The sequence below is a fragment of the Chlamydia sp. 12-01 genome (genome assembly GCF_042234205.1).
GTDB lineage: Bacteria > Chlamydiota > Chlamydiia > Chlamydiales > Chlamydiaceae > Chlamydia.
In genome coordinates, this window is sequence record NZ_CP114174.1 from 76,789 (window position 1) to 88,206 (window position 11,418).

Genomic DNA, 11,418 nt, shown 5'->3' on the forward strand with positions numbered 1-11,418 from the left:
AAATTAAGCAATAGCTCCTAAAGAGCTTCCACCTAAAAGATGAATATGTAAATGGAATACGCTCTGTCCCCCCTCAATACCGTTATTGATCACGACACGATATCCATCAGCAATACCAAAAGCTTCCGCTAATTGCTGAATAATCTTTCCTGCTTCAGCAAGTAAGGGAAAATCTTCTTCTTGCATATCTTGCACTCTTTCGATGTGCTTTTTAGGAATGATTAACAAATGAATAGCAGCCTGAGGAAAGCGATCTTTAATAGCTATAAAATTCTCATTTTCAAAAACTTTTTCGCACTCTATTGAGCCTTCGATAATTCTTTCAAAAATGGTCATACTAATCCTCGATTTTCTAATACCAACTGCAGGGCGCGTCGACAATGTTCTTTGCTATCCCAAACGGATAGAAATAGTCCCTTATGACAAAAAATCGCTCCAGGAATACCACTAATCTCTTCAAGATCTTTGCCAAGAAGTCCAGCCCAACTTTCTGGGAAAGGTACACGAACTTCCATACGTCTATCTAAGGTAGGAGGAATTCCTCTAAGAATCCATTGATCACAGGCTGGAAAACACACAAATGCTGCAGGATGGCGTTCTCCACCTAAGAAAAAGAAATTCTCCTGCCATGCTAAAGGACGGTCAAAAAACAAACAGAACTCTTCTTTTTCCATAGCAGATCTGACAACATCTCTACACATGCGATCATAGCGGAATTTATTTCTCAAACGCTTCAACAAATCTATAGTAAATTTTAAAGCAAAAAAGAAATCTGCATCAGAAGAGTTTCTACCTTCTTCAGGATTGTATATTTTAATGATATCGGAAAAAGAACAGAAGCCTTCTTTTGAAAAGAACCTTCCGTTATCTTGTTCATCGACACCATGAATTAATGTTTGATTTAGAAAGTGATACTCTTCTAAATCAATAAGCCTTTTCTCCTTAAGATAATCTAATATCATGCCTGCGCTACTCCAAGGCCCTTCATAGGATACTTGGTGATGATCAAATCTTTTCTGATCCACAGAATAAATTCCACCAACATCACACACATACTCACATTCTGCGAGTTTTTCAGGATTTCGCGTACGGATGATCTTCCCTTCATCAACAAGATCAAATAAAATAAGCAATGCACACGCTGTAACCTCATCAGCATGAAAAGAACCGTCGTGTGTACCAACGCTTCTTGGAATTCGCATATTTCCCATCCTTTTTAAAAACCCTCCATTGTATCCAGAGAAAAATAATTCTCAATCGCAAAGACGTTTCTTTCCGTTTTCTTAAAAATCTTTTTCATCTAAAACAAAACCTTCAAGCTATAAAAGCTGATTTTTTTTGGAGGATATATGTATAACTTATTCCACAGGAACCATGACGCAACTTCTCCTGATGGGTATCTTACCTCTCCCTTGCATATGCTATCGCCTAATACCTATGAAGGAGAAATAGAAATACTAGATATCCCCGAATACTTCTTGGGCTTTCATTTACCTAAGCATTGCTTACATCTCAATCTAAAAAGCTCACTAGCACAATTAGGTATAGATGCAGAAATCAAAGAGGTAGAACTAAGTAAAGAATGCTCCCGCGCACGATTACTATTAAAAATTAGCAGCCATGATCCTGTGGCCTCTGTTATGCTAACCCTACTAGAGCCCGGAGATTATATTGCGAAGTTATTTGCTGCTGATGATCGTAGACTCGTACGCTCCCCACAATACTTAGAAAGAATGCTGAAACATACGGATAAAGCAGGAATGCCTCTATTATGTTTTGGAAAGAAATTAGAACATCTTATTTCTTTAGATGTTATTGATGATCGCCTTGTTGTTTCCCTTCCTACTCTTCCCGGAGTGATTCACTATGACCATAAGATTTATGGCTTACTCCCCCTAATAGGGAAAGCCTTAGGTCAACCGAACATGCGAGTAAGAAATTTCCTCTCTCTATACCAACATAAAATAGAGCGTGAGAAACTACCCCTACGTGACCGTATTTTACTTATAAAAACTGAACCCTTACATATTCGTACGGTATTTGCTCGTGTTGTAAATTCTCTTCTTCCTGAAGGGGTAAAACACACCGCAGCAAATATTTTGGAGCCCACGACACAAGAGTCTGGGGATATTTACGAGTTTTATGGAACAAGCACGGTTCCTGTAGAAACCATTCCTTTAGAATTCTTCACTATAGAGCCCTATAAGGAACATTCTTTCTTCTGTTATCGTGACTTACTACAATCTTCTTTAGAATCCGAACAATGCATTTTTGATATTTTTGAAACTACCCCAGGGACACAAGAAAAAGCCGCGACCTATATCTCTAAAGGCAGTGAAATTTTAGAGTTATCACAAAATTCCTGGTTAGTTGGTTCTGCAAAATCTCTATACGATAAAAGAGATTCCCACCCTGAGAATCTTCAAGAATACATAGAAGAACAACCTTGTTTTCCCTTCCTACAAGCTATGGAAACAGGACATATTACCAGTCAGGGAGTACTTTTCTCTAGATATTTCCCCTCTTCCTGTCTTAAAGGCATGTTGCTTTCTTATCATGTAAACTACTATCTTCAGAAAATTTATTTCCAAATACCCTCCTATACTTATGGCGACTATTTCTCTGAACACGATCGTTCGTTACTTATGGATTTATATTTTGCGGGGATCCCTACATTTTGGGTAGATAAAGTCTCTAAACATGTTTTACAGTACGTAAAACGTCGTGGGAAAGATTCAGGAATGTTTGTTCCTACTCAACGTGTTCAAGAATTTCGTTCCGCCTACTTTATTGGCATTCATGGCTCTTGTATCGTTTCAGAAGGTTATAAAGAAGACCTTCGTGCATTTTTGAAAGGAATACATGATCTTACCCAAGCACTACCTATACCTGGATTCCTTCCTAATACCCCTTTAGCAATTATGACGGGAGGTGGTCCGGGAGCTATGTCCATAGGAAATGAAGTCGCTACAGAACTGAATCTTCTCTCCTGTGGCAATACCGTAGACTTCGAACAATCCCCAGGAGCACATCAAGCTGCAAATCCCTACATACAAGCAAAAATGACCTATCGGCTCTCCTCTTTAATTCAACGTCAGGAACACTTCCATGTAGATCTTGCTCTATTTGTGACTGGAGGCATGGGAACAGACTTTGAATTCTCTCTTGAGCTTATTAGTATAAAAACAGGGAAGAAACCCCCTGTCCCTATATTCTTAATTGGTCCAGCTTCCTATTGGAGAGAAAAAGTTACTCCTGCATATCAAAGTAATTGCAAAGCAGGAACAAATCGCGGTTCAGAATGGGTAAGTAATTGCGTATTTTGTATTTCTACTCCCCAAGCAGGGATTGAAATTTTCAGGAGATATCTCAATAATACACTACCTATAGGACCGGAATACCCTCCCTATCCTGAAGGATTTATAGAGGTATGATTTAGAAACCATAGGTTAAGCGAAAGCCGTAGTAATTACACGGCTCTCGCACAAATTGGCCTTCTTTAGAAAATCCCTGATGGTACTCAACAAATGCACGGATTTTTCTTCCCACATCGCGGAATTTCGACCATTCCATACCTAAAATATAGGTTTGATCTATTCCAAAATGTTGCTCTTCCCAAAAACGAAAATGCATAGCAAAAATAGGTTGTGCATGTAAATTCCCCTCTCGCAATCCGAAAGGACGTAGTTCCGCTCCTGCCTCTATGTACAAAGGGCGCTCAGGAAATGTTAGGTCCCGACTAATGATATAGCCTAAACCTCCGTAAAGACGGATTTGTGAATTATAACGCAAAGAAGCAAAGAAATCGATCCCCTCATCACTGAGATTAAATCTTGGAAAATTTGGATGAGTTAAAAGAAACTCGTCTCCTAAATGTGAGGAAAGATGCCAAAGGCGCAAACGAAAACTCCATTTATCCACAGCAAATCCTAGTAGACCTGCGACGAAAAAGTCGGAGTTTACCATGCACGAATCAGGATGGTCTAAATCGAAAACAGAAAAGACTCCACCTTGAAGACCAATATCTAAATCTCCATGAAATCGAGAAATATCGAAAAGACGTAGGAGAATAAAATCTCCACCAAAAATAGCAGAACCTACGCGGTTCCCGATCACTTTCTCATTAAAACGAATTCCAGCACTATTTGTTACCTGACGGGGATCCGCAATTAACGGAGCAAAAAGTATGGTATTTTGCGGCAACCATACGCCCTCTTTACCACAGACAATCTCCGTCCCTAAAGCTTTTTGCTTTGGCAATACAGGACAACCTTCTCTATAGCGATTACGACATTCTTGATACGAGCTATCACAAATCTCTACAGCAGTAATGCATGGTAAATCTTTAATGAAATCTATGATCGCATTAGAAAGAACTGTATCCACAGGGAGAGAAAATACATAAGCCACGTTATCTTCAACAACTACCTGAGTACAGCTATCTAAAAAATGCATATCCACGAGAGCTTGTACATATCCCGTAAGATAACAGCCATTTTCAGATTCTTGGATATTTTCGGGTAACTGATCTGAGCGAGTAACAGCTTTTCTAAAACTCTCACAATCAGGACAACGTGCAGCTTCTTGAGCTGCAGCAGTTAAACAAGATGAAAAATAGCAAATAAATACTACGCTGCATAAACAGCAGCTATAACGTAACAGTCTTCCCATGGTATCCACAATCTATAGAAAGAGCTGATTTATTTAGCAACAGTCGAACGTGGTTTCAAAAAAATCTATCTTATCAAATCGATCTCAAAAATATCCTAAGAGGAATATGTAACTAATAACCAAAGACTCGATGAGAACAAGAAAAAATAAGACAAAAAGAACAACATCTGCTCATCTTGCTAGCTAAAACTTCTATTATGAAGAAGATAAATACAAAAATAGTTCTTTTAACAAAGAAAAATTAAATTAATTAAATTAAAAAACAGCACGACAAAAATAGAAAAATATTTATAAGGAAAAGAACGAGTTTGGAATACTTAAATCACAGGAAAAGCCCGCCTGTGATCCCTCTATCACTCCTAAGCTTATGATTCTAAATGTAAATTTAGCATCACGAAAAAAAAGAAAACTTTCCCTTTCCCATCCAGTTACTCCAGTTAACTGGGTGGGATTTTTATATAAAAAAAGCCGCATCTCAATATTTTTAAGATACAGCTTTTCTACACAACGAAAATCTAATCAAACGTCAGAGTCTACTGTTCAAGAGGTTTGCCTTCCTGATCTGCCCAACGGATCCTGCCTTTACCATCTGTTTTAGGAGGCTGCCCAGGCTTTTTAAGAATTCCCTTACTTTTATTCCTCCCTTCTATACGTGCAGATTTTCTTGTTCCCTCGGCTTTAGGAGTATCTCCACTAGAAGCCTTAGCTTTGGGGAATATAAACTTCTCAGGATTGACTTTGGTTAAATCCGGACTGAACTTATATCCCTCGGTTTTACCATCTGATTTTGCCTTTTGTTGTAAACGTGCGGATCTCCTTGTTCCTTCTGCTTTAGAAGGACCACCTTTTCCAGTTGGCACTTTAGCTCTAGGGATTTTTACTGGTTTACTCCCTCCTATAGCACTTAAATCTGGGCTAAAGGTAGATGAGCCATCGTCTATTTTAACTTCAGGTCTAGGGATTTTGAAAGGTTTTCCCAAAGGCTCGGGTTTATACATATCTTTCGTTCTCTTACCCCCAGAAGCCAGTTTCCCGACTTTAACTTTTGCTTCTTTAGCAAGAGCTTTCATTTTCATTTGTTCCGGAGTTTTCTTCTCCTTCTTACCGCCAATCTTTTCCTGAATCTTACCCTTTACTCGTCTTGCAGTATCAGCTATTTTCCTTCCAAGTCCCCTTCCAAATCCACTTACGCCTCCCCCTACGGCAGCTCCTGCTTTCGCCCCAGTTTCTTTGATTTTCTGACCCAATCCCAACATCTTAGCAGCAGTTTCGTGCGCTTTTTTATTACCCGTTCTGCCTACTCTAGATTCGATATATCCCGCAGCACCTTTCACACCTTTTTGTCCACGAATAGCACCTCTTCTTGTGAATTTTGAGCCGCCCCCTACGCCACGAAGAGGATCGTCTTTACTCTCTTCAGGAGGACGAGATGGGCCGGGAGACGAACTTCCATAAGGGTTAATTGGATTCATAATTAAACCTAAAAAATAATCTTTTATTACTAAGTAAATTATAAAACTTATTTTTAAAATAAACCCCAATTAAAACATTAAAAATAGCATATTTATATTAAAATAAAGAAATCTTAACTATTTATTATAGAGAAGGACTTATGCGTTTATCTTAGGAAGTTAGATAGCGGCAAATGTTTGTCTTAGAAAAAAACAGAAAGGTATATAAAAAAAGCAGAGCCTTTTTTAAGATGTCTGGCATATGCCACTGAACAACGAAAAAATTGCAATGCGAAGAAATAATAACTTTTCAAATTTAGAAACTAACTACCTTTTCTCCGGTATCCGTCAAAAAATCCGCTCTTTCCGTGAGAAATACCCTGAAGTCTCCACTATAGACCTATCTATAGGAGATACTACGCAACCGCTACACGCGTCAATTATCGATACCTTTTCAAAATCTGTACAAAAATTAGGGAATCCTAAGACCTATCGCGGATACGGCCCTGAATTGGGCTTACTATCTCTAAGAGAAAAACTCTCTGAGGTTTTCTATAACGGAAAGGTGACTCCTGAAGAGATTTTCATCTCAGACGGAGCAAAAATGGATATTTTCCGTTTATTATCTTTATTTGGTCCAGGAAAAACCATAGCTGTTCAAGACCCCTCTTACCCTGCTTATATTGATACCGCTCTTCTTACAGGAGCTCATAAGATTGTTAAGCTTCCCTGCACCAAGGAAACGGATTTCTTTCCTGTAATTCCTCAAGGAGAAGCTATTGATATTTTCTGTCTATGTTCTCCTAATAATCCTACAGGAACAGTTTTGACTAAAGAGCAGCTAAAAGAACTTATCAATTATGCAAATTCTCATGGGAGTATCATCTTATTTGATGCTGCCTATAGTGCATTTATCTCCGATCCCTCCTTGCCAACAAGTATTTTTGAAATTCCTGAAGCTCGCCATTGTGCTATAGAAATTAACTCCTTCTCCAAATCTTTAGGATTTGCAGGAGTACGTCTAGGATGGAATGTAGTTCCTAAAGATCTTAAATATAATGATAATCTTCCTGTTATCCGTGATTGGGAACGTTTCCTATATACAACATTTAATGGAGCTTCTCTACCTGTTCAAGAATCTGCAATCTCCGGAGTTTCTCTATTTCCAAATTTAGAAGCTATTTCACATTATCGCTACAATAGTTCACTTTTACGTGAAGCTCTGCAAAAAGCTGAATTTTCCGTATATGGTGGTGAGCACGCTCCCTATCTCTGGGTTGAAGTTCCTGAAATTATCCCCGATGAAGAGCTCTTTGACTTTTTCTTACATCAATATCACATTGCCATTACCCCTGGTAAAGGATTTGGCTCATGTGGCGAAGGATATGTTCGCTTTTCTGCTTTAGGGAAAACAGAAGACGTTGTTACAGCGTGCCAACGGTTAACAGTCACATCTGTATATGATAGAGCGGTGTTATCACTATGATTCTTCGTAAAATTGCTCAATATGCTTTTTTCTTTTCCATTATCTGTTCCTTTATTTCTGTGGTTATTTCCTCTCCAAATCCAGAACAGGGATCCCCGAAAGTTGCTATATTTTTGTCTTTCTCCCATTCAATACTCGAAGATTGTAGTCAAAGCTGCATAGATGTTTTAAAGACATTGGAAAACTCTCCAGAAGTCTTAGTGGTCAATGCCGAAGATAGTGTGGTTAGGGCAAGAAAACTTGCCCGCACACTACATGGTGATCAAGACATCGTAGCTATCGTTACCCTAGGCTCTATAGCAACAAAAATTATGAGCCAAATCGAAACAAAAAAGCCTATTATCTATGCCGCAGTTCCTGAAGGAGACACTCTAGTTTTCCCCAAAAGACAAATGAATATCTACGGTGTTAATGATACCTTAGATATCAATCAATGTTGTTTTGCTATACAAGCTGTAAGAACAAATGCCGAATCTTTAGTCTATATAAAACCTTCAGAACCTTTTCCATCAGCACTACAACAAGAAATTGAGAAAAAACTTCATGCTTCAGGAATTGCTGTTACAGAAATTGCTGTAACATCCGCAAATTTCAAAACACGTATTCAACAAGCTATTGACAAACATCCTTCAGCAATTTTTATTCCTTTTTCTTCGCTATCTCATAAGCAGGGAACATTATTTATTGAAGAGATCCTCAAAGAAAAAATTCCTGTAATTACTGACGATTTTTCTCTAGTTGCTGAAGGAGCTTGCGTTGCCTGTGGTGTAGATTTTAAAAAATCTGGAAGACAAGCAGCTCAAATGGTCTACCATTTACTCAACCGATATCAAGATATTGAAGGACTAAGAAAAATTATTGCTGAGCCTCTACCACAAACAACAACATTTAATGAAGATGTCATTCGTCGCTTAGGACTGAAAATTAACAAGGCAGAACGCAAACAATTCCGCTCTATTATCTTTAAAGATAATAAAGACAAGAAAGCTGCTGTAAAAAGCGATAAGCCTGAGCCTGAGAAAACCTGTAGCCCAGCTTAAAATCCACGTTCTCGCCAACTAGAAACTATAGATTCTGTAGCTTTAGGTAATAAGAGTCTTTTTTTCCTGGAGGTCTCTCCTGAAATTAATGTGACATCACGCTTAGGAAGAGATAAAGCTTTGGCTAACAAAGCAATCACTGCTTCGTTAGCCTTTCCTTTTTCTGGAGCTTCGGTGACACGTATTTTCAATACTTCACCTTCAAATCCAACGATTTTATTTTCTTTAGATTTTGGGGTGACCTTCACCTCCAAAGTCCAATACTCCTCTTTCAAGGACTACTCCTGAGATATTATAAGATAACCGTCAGTTTCACTTGCCCATGCTGCTAAAGAATGTAAACATACCCTAGGAGCCCAGTCATGTTTTAAAATTGTTTGCGAAAATCCAGGACCAGAAATATCGTACTTTTCCTTATCAAAATGCTTCATCACACGAGAGCGATCTAAATGAACGAACGGCTGGCTACTTACAAACAAAATGCGCTCAGAACCATCTCCATGATACGCACGAAAAATTTTCAATGTATCATGACGTGTTCCATATTTCTGCCCTTCTGCAGGCTCAGCAACTAGGAATTCTACTTCAACACCACCAGAAGAATCTCTCCAAGAAGTGGGAACTACCATCTGTGTCCAAACAAATCTAGCGATCTCATCTTCTGAAGAAGGAAGCTTATGCTCACTAGGATTCCAGCTTTCTTCTATAGGAAATGGATTGTAACGATTGTCATAAAATTGATCAGAATTTTCGACTTTAGCATAACGCTCTCTTTTTCCAGATAGGAAAATGATCTTTTTGAAACGTACACCGCGATTCCATTCACGAATAAGAAAATCTAAACGCTGACGAATGGTTGCAAGTGTACCACCAAAAACGACCGCGCTACCGTAAGTAGCCGCATAAGCAGGAACTACCTGCGTCATTCGCAATAAAGACAGATCATTATAAAAAATATGATCGTCCTTTATTGGTAAAGAAGCAAAATCAGCAGCCATACGCTGCTCACGAGTTAATAATAAAGGCTTTGTTACCTCTACTAACTCCTCAGGGGTTTCTACCTCAGGTAAATCACAAAGTTCTAAAAGATGACTTACAATGGGAAGATACTTTTTAGGAGAACAGGAAGTGTTTTTATCTGCAAAGGGACAACAACCCGTAATTAGCAGAAACACCATCCCAAAACACACTAGTAGTGAGCGTTTTCTTTTGATATTCATAAATAAAGATGTCCTAAACAATCCGTAGTAACAAGAGTGAACATACTAGAGCATTTCAAAAAAAACAACACTCAAACGGATCGTAAGAAGCTTTCTCTACTTATTTAATCTCAAGAGTCATTCTCCGTACCTTTCTTCTCTTGTCCGTCTTGATCATCAACATTTTGGGTTTCTATAGTGCTATCTTCAGGACGACGTATCGTATCCTCATCAGATAAATCTGATCTTCCAGAAACTGAAGCTCTTACAGAAGCCGCATTTTGACGCTCTGTAGTAGTCCCCGATGTAGATGCAAAAGGATTTTCAAATTTAGGATTCTTCTCATTCTTATTTGAAGAAGGAAATTGCAATTTATTACGAATCTTTTTCGCAATCCAAAATAAGAAAAAGAGCATTTTATCATAGAAATTATGAAACATCTGTACTAAGGTATTCCATAATGTCTTAAGCTTATTGATAATAGCTTGACAACAAGATACACTTTCTTCTGTTGCCGTTTTTATGAATTCTTCTTCTGTTGGTATTTGAAGATTTTCTAAGGTAATACGTAGCTCCTGAATTTCTAAAGTCAATTTAGGAACACGCCCATTAGAATCAATTCTCCAATCACCTTCCTCATAAACCAATCCCATCTTATTTAAATCTTCGAGAAATTGATCAGACGTACTTCCGAAAATATTACGAAACTCCTCCATGGATAAGCCAACCAATGTGTGGTGCGTATCTGCTAAATCAGCCATTAACCTAGACGCACTACTCTCTAATTGGTTCGCACGACCATTCAATATAGCCGCACTGCGACGCAAATCAAGAAACTGCTCTTCAAGATCTGGTCCATCTTCATCAAGTTTAGATTTTCTAGATGTTTGCTTTATAGAATCAAGTTTCGTCTTTTGAAAGTTATCAATCCTTTTTCTCAACTCATCAACTAGCTCTTTAGAATCCTCAACACCTGCAAATAAATCTACTACTGAACCATCTAGCTGTTCCAAATCTTCTTTACTAGGACCTTCTTCATAAAAATCAGTAACAATTTCTCCAGCGAGACCTGCAGCTTCAGCCGATGACGGAGGTAAACCTGTAGGTGTGCCTACGGCAATTATCGAACTAGCTATATCCTGAATGTCAGCAATTGCAGCATCTATAGTCGATACCTCTCCAGCAGAGAAAACCTCAACACTCAATCCCGTCTCAGTAACACCGCTGGATATACTTTCCTGATCTTTAGAAGAGGTATCTGTATTATCCACATTCTCCAAATGGCTATTTGGATCGTCTGGGATAGGTTTAGGATTTTGACCAGAACTTCCACTTACTGATGACATAGGATTACCAAATAAAAATTAAAAAATCTTCTTTTTAACTAATTATATTTATACCTAATTAGTTATTTATTTTTTATAAATAAAAGAGAAATGTAAATAATACTAACTAAAAGTCATTCATTTATAGGTAATGCTAGCAATTGATCAAGAAAAGCTGCTGTGTTAAGATTTGACGATTCGTAAAGACTTCTATATTTCGATAAAGAAAATAGTATCTATTTCGAT

10 protein-coding genes are annotated in these 11,418 nt (G+C 38.1%); 3 read left to right on the top strand and 7 right to left on the bottom strand.

Going from position 1 to position 11,418, the window contains the following annotated elements; all coding sequences use genetic code 11:
* Nucleotides 1-3 precede the first annotated feature (3 nt).
* Together O1W69_RS00190 and O1W69_RS00195 are read right to left on the bottom strand one after the other, a co-directional pair.
* Nucleotides 4-336 carry a histidine triad nucleotide-binding protein gene (locus O1W69_RS00190; RefSeq protein WP_375793546.1) on the bottom strand — a complete coding sequence of 111 codons (333 nt, stop codon included), beginning with the start codon at nt 334-336 and terminating at the stop codon, nt 4-6.
* Nucleotides 333-1,202, bottom strand: coding sequence for an MYG1 family protein (locus tag O1W69_RS00195; RefSeq protein ID WP_375793547.1), 870 nt, complete (start codon nt 1,200-1,202; stop codon nt 333-335). Before O1W69_RS00195 ends, O1W69_RS00190 begins: the two co-directional genes overlap by 4 nt.
* Before the next feature lie 147 nt (nt 1,203-1,349).
* On the opposite strand from O1W69_RS00195, the gene O1W69_RS00200 reads away from it, so the two are divergent.
* Complete coding sequence (locus O1W69_RS00200; RefSeq protein ID WP_375793548.1) at nt 1,350-3,434, top strand: LOG family protein; 2,085 nt, start codon at nt 1,350-1,352, stop codon at nt 3,432-3,434.
* Nucleotide 3,435: 1 nt separating this feature from the next.
* Here the strand turns inward: O1W69_RS00200 and O1W69_RS00205 are convergent, their stop codons facing one another.
* Both O1W69_RS00205 and O1W69_RS00210 read right to left on the bottom strand, forming a co-directional pair.
* Nucleotides 3,436-4,671, bottom strand: a complete 1,236-nt coding sequence (locus O1W69_RS00205; RefSeq protein WP_375793549.1) for a DUF1207 domain-containing protein — start codon at nt 4,669-4,671, stop codon at nt 3,436-3,438.
* 533 nt (nt 4,672-5,204) lie between these two features.
* The gene (locus O1W69_RS00210) at nt 5,205-6,143 is read right to left on the bottom strand and encodes a hypothetical protein (RefSeq protein WP_375793550.1); all 939 of its coding nucleotides are present in this window, start codon (nt 6,141-6,143) and stop codon (nt 5,205-5,207) included.
* A 268-nt stretch (nt 6,144-6,411) separates the two neighbouring features.
* Between O1W69_RS00210 and O1W69_RS00215 the strand changes: the two genes are divergently transcribed.
* Both O1W69_RS00215 and O1W69_RS00220 read left to right on the top strand, forming a co-directional pair.
* Nucleotides 6,412-7,608 (top strand): LL-diaminopimelate aminotransferase, encoded by a 1,197-nt coding sequence (locus tag O1W69_RS00215; protein ID WP_375794011.1) that lies wholly within the window; start codon nt 6,412-6,414, stop codon nt 7,606-7,608.
* Nucleotides 7,605-8,648, top strand: coding sequence for an ABC transporter substrate-binding protein (locus O1W69_RS00220; RefSeq protein WP_375793551.1), 1,044 nt, complete (start codon nt 7,605-7,607; stop codon nt 8,646-8,648). Before O1W69_RS00215 ends, O1W69_RS00220 begins: the two co-directional genes overlap by 4 nt.
* Here the strand turns inward: O1W69_RS00220 and O1W69_RS00225 are convergent.
* From O1W69_RS00225 to O1W69_RS00235, 3 genes are all read right to left on the bottom strand, one after another.
* Nucleotides 8,645-8,923 carry a DUF167 family protein gene (locus O1W69_RS00225; protein WP_375793552.1) on the bottom strand — a complete coding sequence of 93 codons (279 nt, stop codon included), beginning with the start codon at nt 8,921-8,923 and terminating at the stop codon, nt 8,645-8,647. The two genes, O1W69_RS00220 and O1W69_RS00225, sit on opposite strands and share 4 nt — an antisense overlap.
* A gap of 3 nt (nt 8,924-8,926) precedes the next feature.
* Nucleotides 8,927-9,868 carry a hypothetical protein gene (locus O1W69_RS00230; protein WP_375793553.1) on the bottom strand — a complete coding sequence of 314 codons (942 nt, stop codon included), beginning with the start codon at nt 9,866-9,868 and terminating at the stop codon, nt 8,927-8,929.
* A 110-nt stretch (nt 9,869-9,978) separates the two neighbouring features.
* The gene (locus O1W69_RS00235; RefSeq protein WP_375793554.1) at nt 9,979-11,193 is read right to left on the bottom strand and encodes a CT392 family protein; all 1,215 of its coding nucleotides are present in this window, start codon (nt 11,191-11,193) and stop codon (nt 9,979-9,981) included.
* Between the last annotated feature and the right edge of the window lie 225 nt (nt 11,194-11,418).

Excerpts from the sequence above, each read along its gene's own strand:
- O1W69_RS00190 (WP_375793546.1), bottom strand. The coding sequence starts at position 336 with ATGACCATTTTTGAAAGAATTATCGAAGGCTCAATAGAGTGCGAAAAA.
- O1W69_RS00210 (WP_375793550.1), bottom strand. The coding sequence starts at position 6,143 with ATGAATCCAATTAACCCTTATGGAAGTTCGTCTCCCGGCCCATCTCGT.
- O1W69_RS00235 (WP_375793554.1), bottom strand. The coding sequence starts at position 11,193 with ATGTCATCAGTAAGTGGAAGTTCTGGTCAAAATCCTAAACCTATCCCA.
- O1W69_RS00215 (WP_375794011.1), top strand. The coding sequence starts at position 6,412 with ATGCGAAGAAATAATAACTTTTCAAATTTAGAAACTAACTACCTTTTC.
- O1W69_RS00205 (WP_375793549.1), bottom strand. The coding sequence starts at position 4,671 with ATGGGAAGACTGTTACGTTATAGCTGCTGTTTATGCAGCGTAGTATTT.
- O1W69_RS00220 (WP_375793551.1), top strand. The coding sequence starts at position 7,605 with ATGATTCTTCGTAAAATTGCTCAATATGCTTTTTTCTTTTCCATTATC.
- O1W69_RS00230 (WP_375793553.1), bottom strand. The coding sequence starts at position 9,868 with ATGAATATCAAAAGAAAACGCTCACTACTAGTGTGTTTTGGGATGGTG.
- O1W69_RS00195 (WP_375793547.1), bottom strand. The coding sequence starts at position 1,202 with ATGCGAATTCCAAGAAGCGTTGGTACACACGACGGTTCTTTTCATGCT.
- O1W69_RS00200 (WP_375793548.1), top strand. The coding sequence starts at position 1,350 with ATGTATAACTTATTCCACAGGAACCATGACGCAACTTCTCCTGATGGG.